The sequence below is a fragment of the Streptomyces sp. NPDC057438 genome, from assembly GCF_042802995.1.
Taxonomy (GTDB): domain Bacteria; phylum Actinomycetota; class Actinomycetes; order Streptomycetales; family Streptomycetaceae; genus Streptomyces.
In genome coordinates this window covers 12,825-36,808 of record NZ_JBHVDD010000012.1, presented here as the reverse complement: position 1 = coordinate 36,808, position 23,984 = coordinate 12,825, and the positions used below count along the sequence as shown (strand labels likewise).

20 protein-coding genes are annotated in these 23,984 nt (G+C 73.2%); 9 read left to right on the top strand and 11 right to left on the bottom strand.

What is annotated here, in order from left to right:
- Positions 1-16: 16 nt before the first annotated feature.
- Positions 17-3,067 (bottom strand): BTAD domain-containing putative transcriptional regulator, encoded by a 3,051-nt coding sequence (locus ACFU5F_RS09925; protein WP_383884524.1) that lies wholly within the window; start codon positions 3,065-3,067, stop codon positions 17-19.
- 274 nt (positions 3,068-3,341) lie between these two features.
- Here ACFU5F_RS09925 and ACFU5F_RS09920 point away from each other — a divergent pair, with 274 nt between their 5' ends.
- Positions 3,342-4,718, top strand: a complete 1,377-nt coding sequence (locus tag ACFU5F_RS09920) for an FAD-dependent oxidoreductase (protein WP_383884744.1) — start codon at positions 3,342-3,344, stop codon at positions 4,716-4,718.
- 476 nt (positions 4,719-5,194) lie between these two features.
- Complete coding sequence (locus ACFU5F_RS09915; RefSeq protein ID WP_383884522.1) at positions 5,195-6,493, top strand: hypothetical protein; 1,299 nt, start codon at positions 5,195-5,197, stop codon at positions 6,491-6,493.
- A 102-nt stretch (positions 6,494-6,595) separates the two neighbouring features.
- Here ACFU5F_RS09915 and ACFU5F_RS09910 read toward each other — a convergent pair whose 3' ends face one another.
- Positions 6,596-7,138, bottom strand: a complete 543-nt coding sequence (locus ACFU5F_RS09910) for a GNAT family N-acetyltransferase (RefSeq protein WP_383884520.1) — start codon at positions 7,136-7,138, stop codon at positions 6,596-6,598.
- 288 nt (positions 7,139-7,426) lie between these two features.
- On the opposite strand from ACFU5F_RS09910, the gene ACFU5F_RS09905 reads away from it, so the two are divergent.
- The 4 genes from ACFU5F_RS09905 (at position 7,427) to ACFU5F_RS09890 (ending at position 14,421) form a co-directional block, all read left to right on the top strand.
- Positions 7,427-8,659 carry an MFS transporter gene (locus tag ACFU5F_RS09905; protein ID WP_383884518.1) on the top strand — a complete coding sequence of 411 codons (1,233 nt, stop codon included), beginning with the start codon at positions 7,427-7,429 and terminating at the stop codon, positions 8,657-8,659.
- A 114-nt stretch (positions 8,660-8,773) separates the two neighbouring features.
- Positions 8,774-10,549, top strand: coding sequence for a beta-galactosidase family protein (locus ACFU5F_RS09900; protein WP_383884515.1), 1,776 nt, complete (start codon positions 8,774-8,776; stop codon positions 10,547-10,549).
- Positions 10,549-12,954, top strand: coding sequence for a beta-galactosidase (locus tag ACFU5F_RS09895; RefSeq protein ID WP_383884513.1), 2,406 nt, complete (start codon positions 10,549-10,551; stop codon positions 12,952-12,954). Before ACFU5F_RS09900 ends, ACFU5F_RS09895 begins: the two co-directional genes overlap by 1 nt.
- A gap of 366 nt (positions 12,955-13,320) precedes the next feature.
- Entirely contained in the window at positions 13,321-14,421 is a 1,101-nt protein-coding gene (locus ACFU5F_RS09890; protein ID WP_383884511.1) for a LacI family DNA-binding transcriptional regulator, read from the top strand.
- Between the two features lie 78 nt (positions 14,422-14,499).
- Here the strand turns inward: ACFU5F_RS09890 and ACFU5F_RS09885 are convergent, their stop codons facing one another.
- The 3 genes from ACFU5F_RS09885 to ACFU5F_RS09875 all read right to left on the bottom strand — a co-directional run bounded on the left by ACFU5F_RS09885 (position 14,500) and on the right by ACFU5F_RS09875 (position 16,575).
- Positions 14,500-15,315: an SAM-dependent methyltransferase gene (locus ACFU5F_RS09885; RefSeq protein ID WP_319364205.1), complete on the bottom strand. Its 816-nt coding sequence runs from the start codon at positions 15,313-15,315 to the stop codon at positions 14,500-14,502.
- A gap of 122 nt (positions 15,316-15,437) precedes the next feature.
- Positions 15,438-15,698 carry a DUF397 domain-containing protein gene (locus tag ACFU5F_RS09880; RefSeq protein WP_060906143.1) on the bottom strand — a complete coding sequence of 87 codons (261 nt, stop codon included), beginning with the start codon at positions 15,696-15,698 and terminating at the stop codon, positions 15,438-15,440.
- Position 15,699: 1 nt separating this feature from the next.
- Positions 15,700-16,575 carry a helix-turn-helix domain-containing protein gene (locus ACFU5F_RS09875; RefSeq protein ID WP_383884508.1) on the bottom strand — a complete coding sequence of 292 codons (876 nt, stop codon included), beginning with the start codon at positions 16,573-16,575 and terminating at the stop codon, positions 15,700-15,702.
- Positions 16,576-17,052: 477 nt separating this feature from the next.
- On the opposite strand from ACFU5F_RS09875, the gene ACFU5F_RS09870 reads away from it, so the two are divergent.
- On the top strand, positions 17,053-17,511 hold the full coding sequence (locus tag ACFU5F_RS09870; protein ID WP_383884506.1) for an ATP-binding protein: 459 nt from the start codon (positions 17,053-17,055) through the stop codon (positions 17,509-17,511).
- Between the two features lie 152 nt (positions 17,512-17,663).
- The gene (locus ACFU5F_RS09865) at positions 17,664-18,575 is read left to right on the top strand and encodes an adenosine kinase (protein WP_383884743.1); all 912 of its coding nucleotides are present in this window, start codon (positions 17,664-17,666) and stop codon (positions 18,573-18,575) included.
- A 58-nt stretch (positions 18,576-18,633) separates the two neighbouring features.
- Here the strand turns inward: ACFU5F_RS09865 and ACFU5F_RS09860 are convergent, their stop codons facing one another.
- The 3 genes from ACFU5F_RS09860 to ACFU5F_RS09850 form a co-directional block, all read right to left on the bottom strand.
- Positions 18,634-19,236 (bottom strand): ATP/GTP-binding protein, encoded by a 603-nt coding sequence (locus ACFU5F_RS09860; protein WP_383884503.1) that lies wholly within the window; start codon positions 19,234-19,236, stop codon positions 18,634-18,636.
- 44 nt (positions 19,237-19,280) lie between these two features.
- Positions 19,281-19,709 (bottom strand): roadblock/LC7 domain-containing protein, encoded by a 429-nt coding sequence (locus ACFU5F_RS09855; RefSeq protein ID WP_383884500.1) that lies wholly within the window; start codon positions 19,707-19,709, stop codon positions 19,281-19,283.
- Positions 19,710-19,783: 74 nt separating this feature from the next.
- Positions 19,784-20,065 (bottom strand): hypothetical protein, encoded by a 282-nt coding sequence (locus tag ACFU5F_RS09850; protein ID WP_383884497.1) that lies wholly within the window; start codon positions 20,063-20,065, stop codon positions 19,784-19,786.
- 771 nt (positions 20,066-20,836) lie between these two features.
- On the opposite strand from ACFU5F_RS09850, the gene ACFU5F_RS09845 reads away from it, so the two are divergent.
- Positions 20,837-22,072: an acyl-CoA dehydrogenase family protein gene (locus ACFU5F_RS09845; protein ID WP_383884494.1), complete on the top strand. Its 1,236-nt coding sequence runs from the start codon at positions 20,837-20,839 to the stop codon at positions 22,070-22,072.
- A 340-nt stretch (positions 22,073-22,412) separates the two neighbouring features.
- Here the strand turns inward: ACFU5F_RS09845 and ACFU5F_RS09840 are convergent, their stop codons facing one another.
- From ACFU5F_RS09840 to ACFU5F_RS09830, 3 genes are read right to left on the bottom strand one after another with little or no spacing between them, the layout of a single operon-like run.
- Complete coding sequence (locus tag ACFU5F_RS09840; protein ID WP_383884491.1) at positions 22,413-22,997, bottom strand: GAF domain-containing protein; 585 nt, start codon at positions 22,995-22,997, stop codon at positions 22,413-22,415.
- Between the two features lie 37 nt (positions 22,998-23,034).
- Complete coding sequence (locus ACFU5F_RS09835; protein ID WP_059079807.1) at positions 23,035-23,637, bottom strand: ATP/GTP-binding protein; 603 nt, start codon at positions 23,635-23,637, stop codon at positions 23,035-23,037.
- Complete coding sequence (locus ACFU5F_RS09830) at positions 23,615-23,983, bottom strand: DUF742 domain-containing protein (protein ID WP_012999871.1); 369 nt, start codon at positions 23,981-23,983, stop codon at positions 23,615-23,617. Before ACFU5F_RS09830 ends, ACFU5F_RS09835 begins: the two co-directional genes overlap by 23 nt.
- Between the last annotated feature and the right edge of the window lies 1 nt (position 23,984).

The window sequence follows — 23,984 nt, the reverse complement described above, 5'->3', positions numbered from 1 at the left end:
ACATCCCGGCCGCCGGTCACCCGCATCGTTCACTCGCGATCCTGGCCCGGACCCGGTCGGCGTCGGGGTGGCCGAGGGTGATGAGGAGGGTGAGGGCCTGCTGCCGGACCTCGTGGGCGGTGCGGTGGTCGCCCATCGCCGCGTGCGTGTCACCGATGTGGACGAGGGTGCAGGCCTCCAGGTACGGCACGCCCAGCTCCCGGTAGAGGGCGAGGGAGTGGCCGTAGCCGACGAGGGCGTTGGGGTGGCGGCCCTGGTGGTGATGGGCGTAGGCGAGGGTGTGCCACGTGGCGGCCTGGCCGTAACGGTCGCCGAGCCCCTGGAGCAGGACCAGGGCCTCCTGGCAGTGCCGCAGGGCCTCCCGGTACTCGCCGAGCAGCGCGTGGTACCAGCCGACGGAGTTGAGGACACTGGCGTACGCGGCGTGGCTGCCCGCACCCCGGAACAGGTCCATCGCCAGCCGGTTGTGGTGCAGGGCGCCGGGCAGATCTCCTTCCTGGTCCCTCGTCCAGCCGAGACTGCGATGGGTGTCCGCCTGCCCGATGTCGTCCCCCAGGTCGGCGAAGATCCGCAGCGCGCGGTCGAGTCGGGGGCGGGCGGAGCCGTGCAGACCGAGCCGGCTCTCGGCCCGGGCCAGCGCGCGCAGCCCCCGGGCCTCGTACACGGGATCGGCCAGCCGCAGGGCGGCGTCGAGGGCGATCCGCTGGATCGTCACCCAGTCGTGCCAGTGGCCCCGGCGGTCGAGGAACGGCTCCAGCGACCAGGCGAGCAGGCACGCCGACCGGTCACGGCCGGACCGGGCCGCCGCCCCGACGACGGCGAGCAGCACCGGATACTCGGCGGTCAGCCAGGCGAGCGACTGCTCGTGGCCGACGAGCGGCTCGGCGCGGACACCGGCGGGCAGCGGCCCCGGGGGCATCGGGTCGGCGTACGGGGCGAGGATCGGCTCGGTGGCGTGCGCGGTGTGCAGGTAGTACGCGTACAGCCGCTCGGTGGCCGCCTCGCGCCCGGCCTCCGGGACCCGGTCCTCCAGGAGTTCGGCCGCGTGGGCGCGCAGCAGGTCGTGCAGGGCGTACCGGCCGGGGGCGGGCTCGCTCACCAGGTGGACGTCGGCCAGCTCGGCGAGGAGCGACCGCGTCCGGCGCACGGGCAGTCCGGCCAGGGTGGCCGTCGCGGACACGGAGAAGTCCGGCCCGGGGTGCAGGGCGAGCAGCGGGAAGAGGCGTGCCGCCTCGGCCGACACGGCACCCAGCGACCAGGAGAAGACGGCGCCGACGTTCGCGGAGGTGTCCGTCCGGCTGAACGCGTCCAGGCTGCCGTGCGCCGCGCGCAGTTCCGCCGCGATCGCCGACAGCGGGAAGCCGGGGTGTGCGGCGGCCCGCGCGGCGACACAGGCCAGCGCCAGCGGGAGCCCGCCGCACAGTGCCGCGATCTCCGCCACCGCCCGCGACTCACCCGTGAGCCGCCGGGCGCCCAGCCGGCGGCCCAGGAACGCCCGCGCCTGTCCGGCGTCCAGCGGCCGCAGCGCCAGCGTGTGCGCGCCGTGCGCGGTCACCAGCCCCGACAGCTGGTCGCGGCTGGTGACGATGGTGAGGCAGCCGGGCGTGCCCGGCAGCAGGGGCCGCACCTGCTCGGTGTCCCGCGCGTTGTCGAGCAGCACCAGGAACCGGCGCCCGGCCAGCAGGCTGCGGTACAGCGCGGCCTGGGCGTCCACGCCGTGCGGCACCCGTTCCGGCGGGACGCCCAGTGCGTCGAGGAAGATCCGTACCGCTTCCCCCGCCGGCATCACGGCACCCGAGGGCGCGAACCCCCGGAGGTTGACGTAGAGCTGGCCGTCGGGGAAGCGGTCCGCGACGCGATGGGCCCAGTGCACGGCGAGCGTGGTCTTGCCGATGCCGGCCATCCCGCCGATGGCGCTGATCACGACGGTGCCGGCGGACGGCACGCCGCCGCTCGCGTCGGGGCCGGCGTCCGCTCCGGGCTCGCCGCCGGGGCCGTCGAGGAGGGCCAGTACCTGCTCCAGTTCGGCTCGGCGGCCGGTGAACGTCGGCAGGTCGTGGGGGAGCTGGGCGGGCACGGCGGCGGCCGGGGCGTGCGGCACCGGGGCGACGGCGGTCACGGTCGGAGCGTCGGCGGCGGCCTCGGCCCTTGCCTCCGCTGGGGCTGAGGGTTGGGCTTGGGCTCGGACCTCGGCGTGCGCCTGCGCTCGGGTTTCGGCCCGGACCTCGGCTGCGGCGGGAGCGGGCGCGGCGAGGGCGGGGGCGGGCGCGGCGGGGGCGGGCGCGCCGGGACCGGTGCCCCGTACGACCGTCGCGTGGGCGTCGCGGAGTTCCGCTCCGGGATCGATGCCCAGCTCGTCGGCGAGCCTCGCCCGGGCGGCCCGGTAGGTGCCCAGCGCCTCCGCCTCGTGTCCGGCGGCGGCCAGCGTGAGCACGAGCCGGGCCAGCAGCGGCTCGTCCGAGGGGTCGTCGGCCGCGGCCTGCCGGAGCAGGGGCAGGACGGCGGCGGGGGTTCCGGCGCGCAGCGCCGCGTCGGCCGCGTCCCGCAGGGCCGCGGGCCGTTCACGGTCGACCGCCCGGAACCCGGCGCGCTCCCGCACCTCCTCGGGCAGCCCCGCCGCGACGCGCGGACCCCGCCACAGGCCGAGGGCCTCGGTGAGCAGCGCCACGACCCGGCCCGGCGACTGGCGGGGGTCGGCGCCGAGCCGATACGCCTCGTCCCGCAGCCGGCGGAACCGCAGCAGGTCCAGCGAGTCGGCGTCGACCGCGAGCCGGTACCCACCGGCGTCCCGTATCAGCCACCGGCCGGCCGCCCGGTTGGGCAGCCCCGGTTCCAACAGCCTGCGCAGCGTGCCCACATGACGTCTGATCACATTCACCGCGCTGTCCGGGGGGCGGCGCCCCCACAGCACGTCGACGATCTCGCCGACCGCCACGGGCTGTCCCGCCCGCACCAACAGCAGTGCCAGCAGCGCCCGTTCCTGCGGGCGCCCCGACACCGGCTCAGCCCCCGCCCGCTCCACCCGGACCGGCCCCAGAACCGCGAACCTCACCGGCTCCGGCGCCAACTGACCCTCCTGATATCTCGTATCTCGTATCTTTCCCGCGCCCCATGACGATACGTGAGAGGCGGACTCACCCAGGGGCACGTGCGCCTCGCCGCTGGTGGAGGAGCCGGACCCGGCCCCGTCTCCGGTGTGCCGACCCGGAGGCTCACCGGCCACGGTGATACTGCTGTGCATCAATGGATCTCCGGAAAAGAAAGGGGTGCGGTCGGTGAACTCGGTACGGACGGAAGGCCGTTCGGTCTCAGTGGCGGCGGCCGGATCCGCGGGCCGGCACGTGGTGATCGTCGGGGGCAGCCTCGCGGGGCTGCTCGCCGCGCGGGCCCTGGTCGGTCACGCGGAGCGGGTGACGATCGTGGAACGGGACCGTTTCCCGAAGGGGGACGCGCGGGCAGCGGCGTCCCGGCCGGGGGTGCCGCAGGGCCGCCACCCGCACGTCCTGCTGGAGGGCGGCCAGGTCGCCCTCGACGCGCTGCTGCCCGGATTCATGGCCGAGCTGACGGCGGCCGGGGCGCCACGGGTCGGGATGCCGGCGGACATGGCGGCGTTCCAGAGCGGCCGCTGGTTCCGGCGGATGCCCGCATCGACCCACATCCACACCGGGTCGCGGGCGCAGATCGAGGGGCTGGTGCGGCGCCGGGTCCTCGCCGAGCCCTCGGTCACCCTGGTCGAGGGGACGGAGACGGTCGGCCTGACCGGGGACGCCGGGCGCGTGCGGGGCGTCCTGGTGCGTGAGCGCGGCGACGGGGCCCGGGGCGAACAGCGCGAACTCGCCGCCGACCTGGTCATCGACGCCTCCGGCCGCGGTACGAAGGCGCCGCGCTGGCTGGCCGCCCTCGGTGCGCAGGCCCCGCGCGAGGAGATCATCGACACGGGGCTCGCCTACGCCTCCCGCGTCTACCGCGACACCACCGGCACGCTCGGCGACGGCCCCTCCGCCGACACCCTCGGCCTCCATGTCGTCCCCGACCCCACGCAGCCGTACGGCGCCGTCGTCGTCCCTCTGGAGGACGGCACCCATCTGGCCACCTTCTCCGGCCTGCGCGGCGACGAACCGTCCACGGACGAGGAGGAGTTCGAGTCCTACGCCGAGCGGCTGCCGCACCCCGTGGTGCACCGCTGGATACGGGACGCCGAGCCGCTGTCGCCCGTCTCCGGCTTCCGGCGCACCGCGAACGTACGGCGCCGCTACGACCTGCCGGGCCGCCGCCCCGCCGGCTTCCTGGCCACCGGCGACGCCCTGTGCACCTTCAACCCCATCTACGGGCAGGGCATGGCCGTCGCCGCGATGGGCGCCGTCGCCCTGCGGGACGCGCTGGCCGACCCGCGCCGTACGCCCACCACCCGCAGGGTGCAGCGGGCACTGCTCGCCGCGTCGCGGCAGGCGTGGGACATCTCGGCCGGCGCGGACAAGAAGATGCCGGGGGCGATCGGCAACGCGGTCGCCGACCGTCCCGCGGACCGCGTCGCCGGCTGGTATCTGGGGCGGGTGCGGGAGCGTGTCCCGGGCGACCCGGTGGTGGGCCGGGCCTTCCGTTCCGTCGTCTCCCTCAGGGAGCCGCTGGGGGCGCTGCTGACCCCCGCCGTGGCACGGGCGGTCCTCTTCGGACCCGTCAGGGAGACGCCCGTCGAACCGCCGATGGCGCGGGAATGAGGTGAGGGCGCGAGACGGGGCGAGATCGGTGTCTCCCGGCCCTTGACGCCGATGGAAAGCGCTTGCCACACTCGCGGCCCGCCACATGAAGCGCCTGCCGCCACACCGCCGTACGGCCCTGGGCCGTCGTGAAGCCGTGCCACTCCAGGTCACCGGGCCCTCGGGAGCCCCTCGACCGCCGCACGACCCGGTCGAATCGGATTCGACGAGGGCCACCGTCCGTGATTCCGGCCGGTGCCGGCTGGTTCCAGCCGGTTCCAGCCGGTTCCGAACGGTTCCGAACGGTTCCGGCCGGGGTTGTCCCGGGTCGGGCACCGGGCGAGTCCCGCCGCGTCCCGGCCGGGTCCGGCCGGGTCCGGCCGGGTCCGGCCGGGCCCCGCCGGGACCCGCCGGGTTCTGCCGGGCCCGCGACGGAGTGCACGGCGGACGGCGGACGGTTCGGCGGGCGCGCCGAACCCCCCACAGGAGAAGCCGAGATGGGACGCAGAGCCGCAGCCCGGACCACCGACACCAGCACCCCCCGCACCCCCGGCGAGGCGCCGGGCGGCCCGGCCACGGAAGCGGCCGACCGGCCCGTCGGCCCCGCCGTCCGCCGTACGCGGGCCCTCGTCACCGCAGCCTTCGCCTGCGCGCTGCTCACCGGGGCCGCCGCGCCGACCGCTCCCGCGCGTCCCGCCGCGGAGCCGGCGGCGGCCCCCGTGGCCGCCGAGGCGGGGACCGCGGCGGCCTGTGGCGAGGGCTCGTACCAGGCGGAGGCCGTGCTCAGCGGCGGTACCTGGACCGCCAGGCGCGGCGGCAGCGTCACGTACACCGGTACCGACATGCGCGCGGCGATGCAGGCCGCCGTCAACAGCCTCACCGCAGGACGGACGTCGAAGGAGCGGGTCGTCGTGCGCGGCTCGGGGTCCATCGGCGCCGGGTCCCGCGTCTCACTGCCCAGCTACACCGTGCTCGACGTGTGCGGCACGATCGACGTCACCGGCACGGGCTCCGGCGACCAGGCGCCCGTCTACTCGCGCGGCACCCGGGACATCGAGGTCCAGCACCTCAACCTCACCGGAACCCCGCTGTACGGGATCTTCCTGCGCAACGTCCAGAACGTCGTCCTCGGACAGCTCGACATGCGCCTGACGCGCGGCCTCGGCGTCCGCATCGACAACCGGGGCGACACCAGCCAGTGGACGCGCAACGTCCGGATCGACAACGTGTACGTGTCCGGCGCGAGCAGTCACGCGGTGGAGACGTACGGCGTCGACGGGCTCACCGTCGGCACGGTCACCGCCCGCAACGTGGGCGAGTCCGGGCTGCTCCTCAACCAGACGATCAACGCCACCGTCACCAAGGTCGACGCCGACGGCGCGGGCACCGGCACCGGTTACGCGGCCTTCCGCATGGCCAACCGCAACGGCCGGGTGGGCAGTTCGTACCCGACCAACATCCGGGTCGGCGAGGTGATCGCGCGCGGCGGCGGGCGCGGGATCTTCTGCGTCTCCGAGAGCGGCGGCGCGGTGATCGACCGGATCAGCCTCACCGACACCGGCAACAACGCGATCCTGATCGAGAACTGCTCCAACGTGAACCTCGCGGCCCGGAGCGGCACGGTTTCCGGCGGGGGCGAGATCCGGCTCGCGGCGCGCTCGGAGTTCCCCGGCAACCGTGACATCACCGTCCAGAACCTGACGGTCACCAACTCCTCCCTCAGGGAGAGCCCCTGCGGCGAGAACACCACCTTCCGCAACAACCGCCTGGTCAACAGCTCGCAGAGCATCTGCTGACCGGCCCTCCCGACAGGGCGCGCCCGGCACCCGCTCCCGGGCGCGCCCGCCCTTCCCAGCCGGTCGCGTCCCGGCGCCGCGCGGTGACCGACCGAGGGCGGATCAGGACACCGCCGCCGCGTAGCACCGGACGGACACCGTCCGATCCGGGCCCCACCGCTGCTCGACCGTGGCCAGGAACTCCCAACCGAGCCGTTCGTAGAGCGCCGCCGCGGCGGTGTCGGACGCCGCCACGTCGAGCACCGGATGCAGCCCGCGCCGCCGTGCCTCGGCGCCCGCGCGGGCCAGCAGCGACGCGCCGAGCCCCCGGCCGCGCGCGGACGGAGCGACGAACAGCCGGCTGACCACGGCCGTCCGGTCGGCGCCCACACCCGTACGCTCGCTCCACAGCCCGGGCGCCGCGTCCCCCGCGCCGCTCCGGGCAAGGCCCACATGACCGGCGATCCGGCCGTCCAGTTGCGCCACCCAGGCGGCGAGGAGCGACGGAGGGGTCAGCCAGGCGCCGGGCCGCTCGGGCCAGTCGACCGGATAGCCGTCGCGGTCGTGGACCTCAGCGAGCACCTCGGCACATCCGTCGAGGTCACCGTCGACGCGGCACCGGACATGGGGGGCCGCGCTTCCACCGGATACGTTTCTGCTCGTCATCGCGGCATGGAACCACGGGCCGGGGGTGCGGGCCACCGGCTTTCCCCGAAGGGCTCCGTGTTCATCGGGCACCGGCCTTCCCCGGATCCGAGCCCGTCGGCCTCCGACCTCTCTCCGGGTCCGAGCAGGGGCCCTCCCACGCCGCCCGCCCCGTCCCCCAGCAGCCCCCGCACCCCCACTCCGTCACTCCCGCACCACCCCGCCCCACACCCCTGCGGGAGATCTTGACGGCGCTGATGTTACCGGTAACACTTCGGGGGTCCCAGTCACGGAGAGGCGGATTCCGGCGTGTCCGAAACATCGACCGCGCAAGAGGTGAAGCCCGTCCGGCCGGCATCGGAGAGCCGGGTCTTCAGCCCGGCCGCCGTGGTCGCCTCGTGCGGCGGATTCGTCCTCATCGGCGCGCTGCAGGCGCTCTACGGGCCCGCCATCCCGGCCCTCCGCGACGACTTCGCGCTCTCGCCCTCGGCCGCCGGGCTCGGGCTCAGCGCCCACTTCGTCGGCGGGGTCGCGGGCGTCCTGGTCTTCGACCGGCTGTACGGGCGGCTCGGCAACCGGCGGCTCCTCGGCACCTCGTACCTGCTGATGGCCCTCGGGGCGGCGGGCTTCGCCCTCGCCCCGAACTGGCCGGCCGCCCTCGTCGCCGCCCTGCTCGCCGGAGTCGGCTTCGGCGGCATCGACTTCGGCCTCAACCAGTTGTTCGCCGTCGGCTTCGGCCACCGCTCCACCGCCATGCTGAACATCCTCAACGCCCACTTCGGCGTCGGCGCGATCCTCGGCCCCGCCCTGGTCGCCGCCGTCGGTGCCGAGCACTACCCGGCGCTCTTCCTCGCCTTCGCCGCCGCCAACCTGCCGGTGCTCCTGTGCCTGCGGGGCGTACGCGACCAGGTGCCCCAGCCCACCCCCGGCACGCCGGGCGGGACCGGCACCACCGGCGCGACGGCGGGCGGCTCACCCCTGTCCCGCAGCCTCGGCTCGGTGCTCGCCGTGTTCGTCGCCCTCTACGTCCTGCACGTCGGCATCGAGGCCGGGGTCGGCGGCTGGGAGCCCACGCACCTGGAGGCGGTCGGCTACGGAGCCGGGGCCGCCGCGACCGCCACCTCCGGCTACTGGCTGATGATGACGGCCGGCCGCTTCCTGGCCGCCCCCCTCGCCCTGCGCCACTCACCCCGGACGATCATCACCGTGTCCTGCGCCGGCATGACGGTCTGCCTGCTGCTGGCCTCGGTGCCCGCGCTCGCCCCGTACGCCTACGCCGGAGTCGGCCTGTTCATCGCGCCGATCTTCCCCACCGGTCTGCCCTGGCTGAACGAGGCCGCGCCCCGGGCCCGCCGGGCCGGAGCGCTCGTCATCGCCGCCTCCATGATCGGCGCAGTGGCGGCCGGCCCGGCGCTCGGCAAGGCCATCGAGTGGTCCGGCGTCCGCGCGGTCCCGCTGCTGCTCGGCGCGGTCTCGGCCCTGTGTCTGCTGGTCACGCTGTGGCTGATCCGCGCCACCCGCTCCCCCTCGCCCTCACCGTAGCCGGGCCACGGGCGGCCGCCCGTGGCCCCCACACCCCGGGCCCCGACGCCCGAGACCGGCACGCCGGACCGTCCCCGCACCTCCCCCCGTACACCCCGCCGAAGGGAAACAGCCTTGAGCACGCCCGCTCTGACCACGTCGTCCGACGGTTTCCTCCTGAACGGTGAACCGTTCCGGATCGTCTCCGGCGCGATGCACTATTTCCGCATCCACCCCGACCTGTGGGCCGACCGGCTGCGCAAGGCCCGGCTGATGGGCCTCAACACCGTGGAGACGTACGTCCCCTGGAACCTCCACCAGCCCGACCCCGACAGCCCGCTCGTCCTCGACGGGCTGCTCGACCTGCCCCGCTACCTGAACCTCGCCCGCGCCGAGGGCCTGCACGTCCTGCTGCGCCCCGGCCCGTACATCTGCGCCGAGTGGGACGGCGGCGGCCTGCCCTCCTGGCTCACCTCGGACCCCGGGATCCGGCTGCGCTCCAGCGACCCCCGCTTCACCGACGCCCTCGACCGCTACCTCGACATCCTGCTGCCCCCGCTGCTGCCGTACATGGCGGCGAACGGCGGCCCCGTCATCGCCGTGCAGGTCGAGAACGAGTACGGGGCGTACGGCGACGACACCGCGTACCTCAAGCACGTCCACCAGGCGCTGCGCGCACGGGGCGTGGAGGAGTTGCTGTTCACCTGCGACCAGGCGGGCTCCGGCCATCACCTGGCCGCCGGCGGCCTGCCCGGCGTCCTGTCCACCGCCACCTTCGGCGGCAAGGTCGAGGAGTCCCTGGCGGCACTGCGGGCGCACATGCCCGAAGGACCCCTGATGTGCTCGGAGTTCTGGATCGGCTGGTTCGACCACTGGGGCGAGGAGCACCACGTCCGGGACGCGGAGAGCGCCGCCGCCGACCTCGACAGGCTGCTGGCCGCCGGTGCCTCCGTCAACATCTACATGTTCCACGGCGGCACCAACTTCGGCTTCACCAACGGCGCCAACCACGACCAGTGCTACGCCCCGATCGTCACCTCCTACGACTACGACGCCGCCCTCACCGAGTCCGGCGACCCCGGCCCCAAGTACCACGCCTTCCGCGAGGTCATCGCCCGTCACGCGCCGGTCCCCGAGGAGCCGGCCCCGGCGCCCGCCCCCAAACTCACGGGCATCACCGTGGAGTTGGACCACCGGGCCCTCCTGCTGCCGTACGCCACCGGCCTCGCCGCCACCGCGGAGCGCACCGAGCACCCGCCGACCATGGAGGAGCTGGGGCAGCGCTCCGGCTACGCCCTCTACCGCACCACCCTCCCCGAGGCGGGCGACGGCCTGCTGCACTTCGACGGCGGGGTGGGCGACCGCGCCCAGGTCTTCGTCGACGGCGCCCCCGTCGGCGTACTGGAACGCGAACGGCACGACGAGACCCTGCCCCTGCGCGTCCCGCGCGCCGGCGCCACCCTCGACGTCCTGGTCGAGAACATGGGCGGCGTCAACTACGGCCCCCGCATCGGCGCCGCCAAGGGCCTGCTCGGCCCGGTCACCTTCAACGGCACCGCCCTGCACGGCTGGGACACCCACCGCCTCCCGCTGGCCGACCTGTCCACGGTCCCCTTCGCCCCGGCCGAGGCGGCCCCGGTCACCGTCCCGGCCTTCCACTGCGGCACCTTCGAGATCGACACCCCCGCCGACACCTTCCTCTCGCTGCCCGGCTGGACCAAGGGCCAGGCCTGGATCAACGGCTTCCACCTCGGCCGCTACTGGAACCGGGGCCCCCAGCGCACGCTGTACGTCCCCGGTCCCGTCCTGCGTCCCGGCGCCAACGACCTGGTCCTGCTGGAACTCAACGCCACGACCAGTTCCCGCGCCGAGTTCACCGACGTCCCCGACCTGGGTCCGGTGAAGCCCTGATGGAGCGGCCGCACCGCGTGCGCCTGCCACGGCTCGACGACCCACCGCTGGGCGGGCACCTGCCCTTCGCCGACGCGCCGGGCGTGCCCGACCCCGTCGAGGTCAACAGCCGCTGGCTGACGCGGGGCGGCCGCCCGTGGTTCCCCGTCTCAGGAGAGTTCCACTTCTCCCGCTACCCGGCGGGGGAGTGGGAGGAGGAACTGCTCAAGATGAAGGCGGGCGGGGTCACGGCCGTCGCCGCCTACGTCATCTGGATCCACCACGAGGAGACCGAGGGCCGCGTCAGGTTCGACGGCGACCGCGACCTGCGGCGCTTCGCGGAACTCTGCGCCCGCCACGGTCTGGACCTGATCCCCCGCATCGGCCCCTGGGTGCACGCCGAGGTCCGAAACGGGGGCCTGCCGGACTGGGTGCTCGCCCGCACCGACGCACCCCGCACCGACGACCCGGCCTACCTCGCCCCGGTACGCGCCTGGTACGCGGCGATCGCCGGGCAGCTGCGCGGCCTGGACCGCTCGCACGGCGGTCCGGTCGTCGCGATCCAGATCGAGAACGAGCTGGACGACCAGCCGGGCCATCTGCTGACGCTGAAGCGGGCGGCCCAGGAGGCAGGCCTGTCGGCCCCCCTGTGGACGTCGACGGCCTGGGGCGGGGTGCGGCTGCCGCCCGGTGAACTCCTGCCCCTGTACGGCGGTTACCCCGAGACGTTCTGGACCGAGGCGGACGGCGGCTGGCCCGACACCTGCCGCAAGCACTTCTTCTTCACCCACGAGCGCGACGACGAGGGCATCGGCGCGGACCTCCGCCCGACGAGGGAACACGGCGGTGCCCGGGCCGAATCGACGGAACGGTTCCCCTGGGCCACCTGTGAGCTGGGCGGCGGCATGGCGGTGGCCTACCACCGCCGGCCGCGTGTGGACCCCGCCGACGTCGGCGCCCTCGCCCTCACCAAGATCGGCTCCGGCTCGGTCTGGCAGGGCTACTACATGTTCCACGGCGGCACCAACCCGCCGGGCGAGCGCACCACCCTCCAGGAGTCCCACGCCACCGGCTACCCCAACGACCTTCCGGTCCTCACCTACGACTTCCAGGCCCCCCTCGGCGAGTACGGCCAGTACCGCGCGTCCTACGACGAACTCCGCCTCCAGCACCTGCTGCTGGCCGACTTCGGTTCCCTTCTCGCCCCGATGGCCTCCGCCCTGCCCGAGCGGCTGCCCACGGGCCAGGACGACCGGGAGACCCTGCGCTGGGCGGTCCGCGGCGACGACCGGTCGGGCTTCCTCTTCGTCAACAACCACCAGCCGCACGAGCCGTTGCCGGACCACCCGGGGACGACGTTCACGGTGGAGTTCCCGGACGGACCCGACGAGGGGCTGTCCCTGCCGAGCGAACCGGTCACGGTCCCCCGAGGGGCCTTTTTCTGCTGGCCGCTGCGGCTGGACATCGCCGGACTGCGGCTGGACTGGGCCACCGCGCAGCCCGTCTGCACGGTCGACGACGGACGCGGCCGTACGGTCCTGGTCCTCGCCGCGACCGACGGCATCGCCCCCGAACTCGCCCTGGACGTCCGTACGGTGACGACGCTCTCCGCGCCCTCGGGCGAGGTCACCACCGTCGGCGACCGTGTCCTGGTGACCGGGCTGCGGCCGGGCACGGACGCCCTGGTCGAGGTCGACACCACCGACGGCCGCCGGGCCGGTCTCCTGGTCCTGGACGCGGCCACGGCCCGCACCCTGTACCGGGGCCGGGCCTGGGGCGCGGACCGGCTCGTCCTGTGCGCGTCCGGCGGCGGGGTGGTCTTCGACGCCCACACGGACGAGGTGCGGGTCCACGGGCCGGCCCCGGAACCGTCGTTCGCCGTACTGCCCGCCCCCGAGCGGGCCCCGTTGGCCCCCGGGGCGGTGGTGAAGGAGGCCGCCGACGGGGTCTTCGTCCGCTACACGGTGGTGCCGGACGACGACGGGCGGCCCGGCACGCCCCGCGCGCTGCCCCTCACACCGGTCCGGCCCCCGGGCGAGGCGCCCGCGGTCACGACGGGTGTGCTGGGGCGGGCGAGCGTCCCGGCCGACGAGCACTTCGACACGGTGGCCGCCGAGTACGTCGTCGAGCTGCCGGACGACGTGCCGCCGGGCACGCTGCTCCGCGTCCACTGGACCGGCGACGTGGCCCGCGCGTACGTGGGCGGCCGTCTCGTCGCCGACCAGTTCTACTCGGGCCGGGTCTGGGAGATCGGCCTCGACCGACTGCCCTCCGGGGCGGCGCGGTGCCTGCAACTGCGGGTGCTCCCGCTGCCCGCAGGGGCGCCGGTGTATGTCCCGGGCTGGACGGGCGACCGCGCCATCCCGGCGACGATCATCCGAGCGGAGTGCGCAACGCGACGAACATGGCCCCTCCGCCCCGGCTGACCGCGTGGGGGTGCGTCGGCGGCGGGCCCGGTGGGGCTTCTCGCGCAGTTCCCCGCGCCCCTGAAAGCCCAGGCCCCGCAGGCATGAAAGGTGGCCGGTGTCGCCCCTGAAAAGCAGGGGCTGCACCCCCTGCTTTTCAGGGGCGCGGGGAACTGCACGACCAGCCCCCGCCGAACGGACGTCTGGGGGCCGAAGGGGCGCAGCCCCTGGAGGACGGGAAGGGTAGGGGCGGCGGGGGCGAGGAATCCCCGCCCCACCACTCCGCCCCTATCCTGTGCCCCACACAGCACACACAGCACACACAGCACCCCCCAGCACACACCACCCCGGCCCAGCCAGTCCCCCTCACAGTCAGGAAGCAGCCGCATGCCCCCCAGCACCACGGACGGCACCGCGGCCGACCCCCCCGCCCACCCCAAACCCACCCGCGGCCGCAGCCGACGCAACTTCGCCGGCTCCCGCCCGGTGATGGACGACGTGGCCCGCCTCGCCGGCGTCTCCAAGCAGACCGTCTCCCGCGTCCTCAACGACCACCCGTCCGTCCGTACGGAGACGAGACAGGCCGTGCTGGACGCCATGCGCACCCTCGGCTACCGCCCCAGCCGCAGCGCCCGTTCCCTGGCCAGCGGCCGCACCCGCATGCTCGGCGTGATCTCCTTCGACGCCGCCCGCTACGGCCCCGCCTCCACCCTGACCGCGATCAACACGGCCGCCCAGAAGGCGGGTTACCTCGTCAGTTCCATCGCCCTCGACACCGCGGACCGGGACACCGTCGTCGAGGCGGTGGACCGGCTGTCGGCCGAGGGCGCCGACGGCATCATCGCCATCGCCCCCCAGCGCCCGGTCGCCACCGCGCTCGCACGGGCCCGCCCGGACACCCCGCTGGTGATGCTGGACAACGGCCTCGGCGACGGCACGCCGGTGGTCTCCTCGGACTTCACCGCGGGTGCCCGGCTGGCGACCGGGCACCTGCTGGACCTCGGCCACCCCACCGTCCGGCACATCGCGGGCCCCACCGGCTGGACCTCCGCCGACCGCCGCGCCGAGAGCTGGCGCGAGACCCTGGAGCGGGCCGGGGCGCGCGTCCACGAGCCCCTCGTCGGGGACTGGAGCGCCGACTCCGGCTACGAGCTGGGCAGGCGGCTGGCGGCCGACCGGGACGTCACCGCCGTGTTCGTCTCCAACGACCAGATGGCACTCGGCCTGCTGCGCGCCCTGCACGAGGCGGGCCGCCGGGTCCCGCGGGACGTGAGCGTCGTCGGTTACGACGACATCCCGGAGGCGGCGCATCTGCTGCCGCCGCTGACGACGATCCGTACGGACTACTCCTCGATCGGCACCATGGCGCTGCGGCTGCTGCTGCGGCAGCTCGACGGCCCCGAGCCGGCGGCCGACGCCCCGGAGCGGGACCCCGTCGTCCCCGTCGAGCTGATCGTCCGCGACAGCACGGCGGCGGTGTCGGACTAGGGCCCTGGCGCGGACCCGGGAGTGACGAGACCCCCGGCCCGGCACAGCGCGCCGGACCGGGGGTGGGACGTGCCTGGCTCAGGGCTTGCGTGCGATCGCCCCGTACATCGCGATGTCCTCGTCGCGGATGTTCTCCTCGCCGGTGCCGTCCGGGTGCCACTTGTGGACCTGGACGATGCCGGGCTCGACGAGTTCGAGACCGTCGAAGAACTCGTGGGCCTCGTCGATCGTGCGCAGCCGCATGGGCATGTCGCGGGCGGCGTACTCGCGGGCGACGCGGCCCACCTCCTCGGGGGCGAACTCGGCGGTGCCGATGGTCATCGCCAGGTAGCTGCCCGAGGGGAGCGGTTCGAGGAGTCGGCGGACGATGCCGACCGCGTCGTCCTCGTCCAGCACGAAGTGGACGATCGCGATCACGGTGAGCGCGACCGGCTTGGTCAGGTCGAGGGTCTCCGCGAACTCGGCCGAGCCGAGCACGGTCTCCGGGTCCTGGAAATCGGCCTCGATGTACGCGGTCCTGCCCTCGGGAGTGCTGGCCAGCAACCCCTGGGAGAGGGTGAGGACGATCGGGTCGTTGTCCACGTAGACGACCCGGGACTCGGGGGCCACCGACTGGGCTATCTCGTGGAGGTTCGGCGAGGTGGGGATGCCGGTTCCGATGTCGAGGAACTGGCGCATGCCCGCCTTCTCGGCGAGCCAGCGCACCGCACGGTTCATCCAGTCGCGGTTGGCGCGCATGTGGACCGGCAGGGCCGGCCACTCGTGCGCCATCGCGTCACCGGCCTCCTTGTCGGCCGGGTAGTAGTCCTTGCCGCCGAGGATGTAGTCGTAGATACGCGCGGAGTGCGCGTGCTCGGTGTCGATCCGGTCGGCCGGCCATCCGTTGTCGGGCAACGCCGTCCCTCCCATCAGGTCGTGTCCTTCATGTGTACGGTCGGGCGGAGCCGGGGGTTCGGCAGAGAGGGAACCCGTCGGCGAAACAGGTGGTGCGTCAACGAGGCGTGGCAGCAAGCAGGTCAGAGCAGGAAGTCGGCCTCGCCCGCCTTCACGCCGGCCAGAAAACTGGTCATCTCCCGCGGGGTGAACAGCAGGGCCGGCCCGTCCGGGTCGGTCGACTGGCGTACCGCGACCCGGCCGTCGGCCAGCTTCTTCACCTCCACGCAGGCACCGCCGGCGTCGTCGCTCCAGGGCCGGTGCCAGTCCTGCCTGCCGAGTTCGCGGGCGGGCATGCCGTTGCGGACGTCGTCGTGTACTCCGTCGGGTATGGGGTGGTGCACGTCAGAGCTCCTTGCGTAGCGCACCGAGGAGGGCCTCGGTCTTCCGGGCGGGCGCCGACTGCGCGCCCAGCCGGTCCAGGGCCTCGCGGTAGACGACGACGTCGTCGCTCTTGTCGAGGTAGACGGCGCCCACCAGACCGCTGAGGTAGACGATGTCCGGCAGCTCCGGTGCCCTGAACCGGAAGAGATGGAACGCACCGGCCCGCATCGCCGGATGCGGGCCGTTGTGGAACGGCATGAGCTGGACCGTCACGTGCGGCAGCCGGTTCAGCTCGATCAGATGGTCGATCTGAGCGCGCATCACCTCCGGGCCGCCGACCGGCCATCTGAGCACGGTCTCGTCCATCACCACCCACAGCCGGGGCGGCTGGACCCGGCTGAGGAGTTCCTGGCGCCGCATCCGCAGCGCCACCCGCCGCTCGGTGTCCTCGGTGGCGGCGTGCGGATTGCCGGCGCCGAGCAGGGCGCGGGCGTACTCCTCGGTCTGGAGCAGACCGTGCACGAACTGCGCCTCGTAGGCGCGGATCTGGAGGGCCGCCTGTTCCAGGCTGAGGTAGGCGGCGAACCAGTCGGGCAGGACGTCGCGGTAGGTGTGCCACCACCCACGCTTGTTGGCCTCCCGGACGGACTTCAGGAAGGTCTCGATCTCCTGCTGGTCCCGCACCCCGTAGACCTGGAGCAGTTTCTCCACGTCGGGCAGGCGCAGCCGGGCGACCTTGGCGGACTCCAGGCGGCGGATCGTGGAATGGCTGACACCGATCGCCTCACCGGCCTGTTCGAACGTGAGTCCGGCACGCGTGCGCAACTCCTCCAGCTGTCTGCCGAGGATCATGCGCAGGACGGAGGGGGCGCCGCCCCACTCGGTTTCCGCGGTCACGCCCACCACCCCCTCATGCCGGGCACTGAGGTCATGTCGAACTGCCTTACAGCTCTTGCGCGCTTTCCTTCAAGGGTTGCGCGTTGTTGTGCGAGTCGCTTCGAGTGCGCAGTCTGACACGATCTTGGCTCGAACGGTGACGACATGCGCCCCGCAAAATGCAAATTTCAACTTGCTGGTTGCGAGGTGTTGTTCGCGGATGCCACAGTGGACGTACCGTCACAGCTTCGGCGAACACCGGAGCTGCGCGGCCAGGTTGGGGGAGATGTGGCCGCAACTCAGCGCTGTCCGCTATGAGTTGCCGCAGCTCGTGGCGTGCGGCGAGACGGCCGTGGCACCGGTGCCCCTCCGGTGCGAAGGGCCAACGAAAGGCTTACGGCGATGGCTCCGCCCACTCTCCCCCCCTCCACGGACCGGTTACTCCCGACCATGTACCCACCCCTTGGATCAGAGGCCTACGAACCGCACCGAGCGGGCGTGTTCGGACTGCCCGCGGTGCCCGCGTCGGCGGGTGAGGCGCGCAGAACCGTGCGCGAGCTGCTCGGTGAGTGGGACGTGCCCACGGAGACGGCCGAGGACGTCCTCCTGATCACGTCCGAACTGGTCACCAACGCGTTGACCCACACGGACAGCGAGTGGATCGTGTGCCGGCTGCAGTGCACCGGCCGCCGGCTCCGCATCGAGGTCGAGGACCAGAGCGGCGGTCCCACACAGCCTGCCCGGCGTCGCCCGGGCCCCGACGACCAGAACGGGCGTGGGCTCATGCTGGTCGGCATGCTCAGCAGCGACTGGGGGGTGCGTGACACCCCACAACGGTCCGGTCGCGTCGTCTGGGCAGAACTGCCGTCGGAGGGCCGGGAAACCCCCGAGCCCGCCCCTCCGACGGCTCCGCACGAGAACGAGGCCCTCACCATGACCGACCCGTCCTGGACCTAGAACCCGCCCCTGACCTGGAACCCGCCCCGCGGCCGGGCCTCTGCCCGGCCCCGTGCCGGCCGGTGGGGTGACCGGAATCCCGCTCCGGTCACCCGCCGGTCCGCCCGGTCGTACGCTGCCTCCACAGTGAACTCCTCGCCGCTGGAGGCATGTTGCGCACCGAGTCCGAGATCGACGTCCTCGTGCTGGGCGGTGCGGGCGTGGACACCATCGTCTACGTCCCCGAGCTGCCGCTTCCGTTCGCCGACAGCCATCTGGTGCCGGCCATCGAGACCCGGGCCGGGCAGACCGGCGACTTCCTGGCGGTGGCCGCGCACGGTCTCGGCCTGCGCACGCACCATCTGGACCTCCTCGGCGACGATCACGAGGGCGACCTGGTCCGTGCGCTGCACCGGGACCGGGGCGTACCGCTCACCGAGGGACCCCTGCCCGGCGGCACCCGGCGCGCGGTGAACCTGGTCGGCCCGGACGGCCGCCGCTGCTCCCTGTACGACGGCAGCCGCAGCCAGGAGGTGGACGAACTGCCCCCGGACGCGGTCCGGGCGCTGGCCCGGGTCAGCCGGCACGTCCACGTCTCCATCAGTCAGCCGTGCGCGGCCTCCCTGCCCCTGCTGCGCGAGCTGGGCGTGCCCGTCTCGACCGACCTGCACGACTGGGACGGCGCCGACCCGTACCACGAGGCGTACGCTCACGCGGCCGACCTGGTCTTCCTGTCCGCCGCCCGGCTCACGGACCCGGAGCGGACCATGCGCCGGATCACCGAGCGGGGCCGTGCGCGCACAGTCGTCGCCACGGACGGGGCGCGGGGCGCCTACCACCTGGTCGACGGCGAACTGAGCCACGTCCCGCCGGTGACCCCGCCGTCGCCGGTGGTGGACTCCAACGGCGCCGGGGACGCCTTCGCGGCCGGCTACCTCTTCGGCCGGCTCACCGGCGAACCGCCGCACCGCTGCGCCCTCTACGGCGCGATCGCGGGCGCCCACGCCTGCACCGTCCCCTCGACCCGCACCGACTCCATCAGCCGGGCGGACCTCGTCGCCCGGGCCGGGGAACCGGCCCGCTGAGTCCGGACCCGGTCCTTTGGCCCTCGCGCGCCCCGGCAGGTCCGCCGTGCCCGGCCGCTCAGCCCGGCCGGAGGCCCGCCGCGACCAGCCGGGCCTCCATCTTCCGGCGGGCCGCCCCGAGCACGGCCAGCAGGAGTTCCTTGCCGGACTGGCGCTGGCGCACGTCGCAGAGCAGGACCGGAACGGTGGGCGCCAGGTCGAGGGCCTGGCGGACCTGCTCGGTGTCGGCCTCACGGCGGCCGTCGAAGCAGTTGACGCCGACCGCGAAGGGGATGGAGCGCGACTCGAAGAAGTCGACCGCGGCGAAGCAGGCGTCGAGCCGTCGGGTGTCGGCGAGGACCACGGCCCCGAGGGCGCCGCTGCACAGGTCGTCCCACATGAACCAGAAGCGGTCCTGGCCGGGCGTACCGAAGAGATAGAGCACCAGTTCGGGGGAGACGGTGATGCGGCCGAAGTCCAGGGCGACGGTGGTCGACACCTTTTGCTCGACACCTCTGAGGTCGTCCACCCGCCGGCCCGCCGCGCTGATGTGCTCCTCGGTCGCCAGCGGGGTCACCTCGCTGACCGCGCCGACCATGGTGGTCTTGCCGACGCCGAAGCCTCCCGCGATGAGGATCTTCAGGGCGGTGGGTACGACGGTCTCGGAGCTGACGGACACCATCCATCACCCTTTCGACGAGTTCCGGGCCCGGCCGCCGTGGCGGCTCACGCGTCCTGCACGTAGTCGGACGGGGTCTCCGCACGGGGCGCGGCACTCAGGTACTTGCCGACCTGCTTGACCAGGGTGCCCATCTCGAACGCCATCATCCCGACGTCGACCTCCTCCGAGGCGATCGCGGCCAGCCGGGCGCCCCGGCCCGCGGCGGTGACGAAGAGGAAGGCCCGCTCCATCTGGATGACCGTCTGCTGGACCTCGCCGCCGTGGAAGTGGCGGGCCACGCCCCGGGCGAGGCTGTGCATGCCCGAGCCGACCGCGGACAGGTGCTCGGCGTCGTCGAACCGGATGTCCCTGGACTTGCCGACGAGGAGGCCGTCCCCGGACAGCACGATGGCGCAGCGGATCTCGGGTATGCGTTCCACGAGCCCGTCCAGCAGCCAGTCCAGCTGGGGACCGGTTCGTTCCTGCTCTGTCATGTCGTGCGTGTTCCTCACGGTCGGTCGGCGCCGCGGTGGGCGCCGGTTCGTCGGGGCGCCGGGGGGAGCGCCCGTCAGGCGGCGTCGGGGCCGGGCCGTGGTGCCGGTCGGCCGTCGGTGCTGTCGGTGTCGTCCGGTCCGGCGAGCCGGGCGCGGTCCGAGCCGCGCCGGATCGCCACCATGGCCCGGGCCAGGGCGTCCGGGGAGAGGCTGTCGTCCGTGTCGTCGTGCGTTCCGGGGGCCTCGGCCGCCTGCTCGGCGCGCCTGGGCGCGGAGGAGGTGCCGCGGGGCCTTCGGGGCAGCCCCTGGAGGGGGTGCGGGGCGGTGGCCTCGGTGCGGGGCGTGTCACCGCTCATCGGGGCCGCCGTGCCGCGGTCGTGTCGCGCGGGGGGCCGATGCGGGGGAGAGTGCCTGGCATCTGCTTCCTCGTACGACAGCGAACGTCCGATGGCCGTGGGGGCGCCGCGAACCGTCCGGCAGCCCTGTGCTCCGGCTGGACACGCGGCGGCGCGTACCAGCGGGCGGACGGAACGGTATCAGGACACGAGCCCCGTCGTCAGCATTCTCCGGACCGCAACTTGGCCTCCGGCGCGGTCACTTGACGGTCCCTACGGCAACCGCCCAGGCAGGCCGAGGGCCCTCGGGCGGAACTGTCGCTTCCGTGAGCCGCCCCGAATGGGTACTTGTCGACACGTCAGGGTCTCCGAATCGCCACGGTCCGGCCACATTCGTCGCTTGCGGAGGTGGCTTGAAATCTGTGTAACCTTGATCAAACCTGCCCGGACGGCGTGTCAGTTTGGTATTTGGGGGTGCACAGCGGCGAGGGAAGCCCGGTCTGGACGGGTGTGCCTGGTGGTCCGGCTGATGTCTGCCCGAAGTCGGGTCGGGATGGCCGTGCAAGTTCGGCTTGGAAAGTATCAAAATATGGACAACACCCCTTTCCCTTCTCACATTTACGTTCAGATTTCAACTGTCAATGTTTCGGCCAAACCCTCTTAACGATCTTGGCGTTAGAGGTTGATTTGTAGACCATGTTGCAGGTCGGCCCGTCTTCCCACCGGAATCACGGCTGACGCACAGCCACCGCGTCTCCCCCGGGCGCGGGGTAACGCTCAGAAGGGCTCGGCGTGGAACACGTCTTCACAACCCAGGACCACGAGGATCTGCGGCAGCGCGTACGGGAGTTCGCCGAGCGTGTGGTGCGTCCGCTGATACCCGAGATGGAGGCCTCCCGCACCGCACTGGTGGGGCTCTCCCGGGAGATCGCCCGACAGGGCTGGATCGGCGCCACCATCGACCCGGTCCACGGAGGCATGGGCGCGGGCCACCTCGCCAAGACCGTCATCATCGAGGAACTGTCCCGTGTCAGCGGTGCGATGGGGGCCATGGTCCAGGCGTCCCAGCTGGGTGTCGCCAAGATCGTCCACTTCGGCGACGACAGCCAGAAACGCCACTGGCTGCCGAGGATCGCCACGGGAGAGGTGCTGCCGACCATCGCCGTCACCGAGCCGGGGTCGGGGGGCCATGTGGCCGGCATGGAGAGCAGCGCGGTCCGGGACGGCGACGACTACATCCTCAACGGCCGCAAGATCTTCGTGGGCAACAGCCATGTGGGTGATGTGCACGGTGTCGTGGTCCGTACCGGTCCGGGCTCCGGGGGCATGACGGCGTTCCTGGTCGAGTCCGACCGGCCGGGGTTCTCCCTCGCCGAGCAGGTGCCCTCCATGGGGCTGCACGGGTTCAGCTTCGGGGAGCTGGTCTTCGACAACTGCCGGGTGCCGGCCGCCAACCGGCTCGGCGAGGAGGGCGAGGGGCTGGCCGTCGCCTACTCCTCGTCCGTCCTCTACGGCCGCCTCAACCTCACGGCGGTGTCGCTCGGCATCCACCAGGCGGTGTTCGAGGAGACCGCGCGGTACTGCGCCGAGACGCAGCGCTACGGAAAGCCGCTGGGGCATCTGCCCAACATCAAGATCGAGCTGGGCCGGATGCTGCAACGACTCACCCTCGCGCGGCAGAGCGCCTATCTCGCCGCGCACCTGCTGGACCGGGGGCGGCCCTGCGACGTCGAGCTGATGTCCGCGAAACTCTTCAACGTCGAGTCGTCCATCGAGTCCGCCCAGGAGGCCGTCAAGATCCACGCGGCCTGCGGCCTGTTCACCGACCGCCCGGTGGAGCGCTACCTGCGCGACGCCTTCCACATCTACGCCCCCGCCGGCACGTCGGAGATCCAGGGTCTGCGGCTGGGCGAGTTCGCACTCGGCGAGAACAAGGGCCAGTGGTCCGAACGTCTCGCCGACCTGGTCCGCACCCCCCAGCCCGAGGCACGGGAGCCGGAACCGGTCCCGGTCGGCGAACTGGTCTGACCCGTCGCCGCGGCAGCGCACGCGAGTGCTCACGGGGGAGCCCCCGCGCCTGCGGCCGGGACGGTGCGCGGGGCGTCTGTCCCGGTGGCGACGGGGAGGCGGCCGGGCGTCGCGCACGCGTGATGCTCCGCGCGGGGGGCCGGGGCGCGGGCGGCCCGGATGCGGGGCCGGGTTCCGGGTGCTCATGCGGGTGCGGGGTCACGCTACTCGCGGTCACCTCCCGATCGAGTCCCGGACCTGGAGAAACCGCGGACACGGTGGTGTGTCCGCGGCCTTCGTCGGTGCGGTGCTCGCCGGTGAACGTCCTCGACCCGGTGGACCGGCGGCGTCCGGTCGGGGCTCAGCGGCCCGAGGCGATGGAGTGGATCTGGTCGGACATCTCCTGGGCCATGTGCTTGATGATCTCCAGCCGCTGCCGGCCCCAGGTGCGGGAGTCGGTGTCGACGACGCAGATCGTGCCGAGGTTCATCCCCGCCAGCGTGTCGACCAGCGGCGCGCCCATGTAGGAGCGGATGCCGATCTCGTCCACGACCGGGTTGCCCGCGAACCGCGGGTAGTCGCAGACGTCGTCGAGCACCAGCGCCGCGGTCCGCTTGACGGTGTGCGGGCAGAACCCGTGGTCCAGGCGCATCTCCCGGCTCATCGAGCTCTCGCTCACCAGTCCCTGCGCGATGTTCACGGGCCCGGCGTCCGGCGTGTAGAGCCCGGCGAAGAACTGGCGCTTGTCGTCCACGAAGTTGACCATCGCGTACGGCGCGTCCAGCTCCAGCGCCAGCCGGCGCGCGAAGGCGTCGAACTCGGCCCTGGGGGTGTTGGCGAGCCCCAGCTGGGCGAGCCGGGCGGCGCGCTGCGGGCCGGCCGGGTCCTCGGGGGTGAGGAGCAGCCGGTCGAGCGGCGGCTCATAGGAGGAATAGGGGCTGTTCATCGGAACTCCGTTCGCGGTAGGCCGAGTTGGAGAAGTATCAACGGAGCACGGGTGGTTCGTACGTCGCCACACCGGGTGTCATGCCGAGCAAATGCTGCACGAGTTCGACGAGCACACCCGTGCCGGAGCTGCAGTGCCGGGCGTCGCAGAACACGATCGGCGCGTTGGACTTGAGACCGATGGCGTCGCGCACCTCCTCGACGGAGTACTGGTACGCCCCGTCGAACTCGTTCACCCCCACCACGAACGGGATCCCGCGCACCTCGAAGAAGTCCACCGCGGGGAAGCAGGCGTCGAGGCGGCGGGTGTCGGCGAGCACCACCGCGCCCAGCGCCCCGTCGGACAGCTCGTCCCACATGAACCAGAACCGTTCCTGCCCGGGGGTGCCGAACAGGTACAGGACGTGCTCCGAGTCGAGGGTGATCCGGCCGAAGTCCATGGCCACGGTGGTGGTGGACTTCTCCTCCACCCCGTCGAGACTGTCGGTGCGGACACTGGCCGTGGTGATGACCTCCTCGGTGCTCAGCGGAGCGATCTCGCTGACCGCCCCCACGAAGGTCGTCTTGCCCACCCCGAACCCTCCCGCCACGAGGATCTTCAGGGCGGTCGGGAAGGGGTCAGAGCCGTGCGCGTAGGCCATTGAGCACCGCCTCCAAAACATTTCGGTTGGCGGCGGAGGCCGCCTCGACCGCACGGGGCGCCCGTGCGGTGAGCGCCTCGTGCTGCACCAGGTCGGACAACAGGACTTTGGTGACGGCGATCGGGAGGTTCATCCGCGCGGCCACCTCGACCACCGGCACCGGCCTGAGGCACAGGCCGAGCACCAGATCGTGGTCGGGGCCGAGGTCGGCGGCCGGCCGGACTCCGGTCGCCATCACCAGGGTGAGCAGGTCGAACGACGTCGAGGGTCGAGTGCGCCCGTTGCTGACGGTGAACGGCCGGACTAAGCGTCCGGCCTCCTCGTCCAGGAACAGCTCGTCCGTCATC

Coding starts and splice junctions, on each gene's coding strand:
- ACFU5F_RS09850 (WP_383884497.1), bottom strand. CDS start 20,065: ATGAGCGGTGACACGCCCCGCACCGAGGCCACCGCCCCGCACCCCCTC.
- ACFU5F_RS09860 (WP_383884503.1), bottom strand. CDS start 19,236: ATGGTGTCCGTCAGCTCCGAGACCGTCGTACCCACCGCCCTGAAGATC.
- ACFU5F_RS09840 (WP_383884491.1), bottom strand. CDS start 22,997: ATGAACAGCCCCTATTCCTCCTATGAGCCGCCGCTCGACCGGCTGCTC.
- ACFU5F_RS09835 (WP_059079807.1), bottom strand. CDS start 23,637: ATGGCCTACGCGCACGGCTCTGACCCCTTCCCGACCGCCCTGAAGATC.
- ACFU5F_RS09895 (WP_383884513.1), top strand. CDS start 10,549: ATGGAGCGGCCGCACCGCGTGCGCCTGCCACGGCTCGACGACCCACCG.
- ACFU5F_RS09915 (WP_383884522.1), top strand. CDS start 5,195: ATGGGACGCAGAGCCGCAGCCCGGACCACCGACACCAGCACCCCCCGC.
- ACFU5F_RS09910 (WP_383884520.1), bottom strand. CDS start 7,138: ATGACGAGCAGAAACGTATCCGGTGGAAGCGCGGCCCCCCATGTCCGG.
- ACFU5F_RS09890 (WP_383884511.1), top strand. CDS start 13,321: ATGCCCCCCAGCACCACGGACGGCACCGCGGCCGACCCCCCCGCCCAC.
- ACFU5F_RS09855 (WP_383884500.1), bottom strand. CDS start 19,709: ATGACAGAGCAGGAACGAACCGGTCCCCAGCTGGACTGGCTGCTGGAC.
- ACFU5F_RS09830 (WP_012999871.1), bottom strand. CDS start 23,983: ATGACGGACGAGCTGTTCCTGGACGAGGAGGCCGGACGCTTAGTCCGG.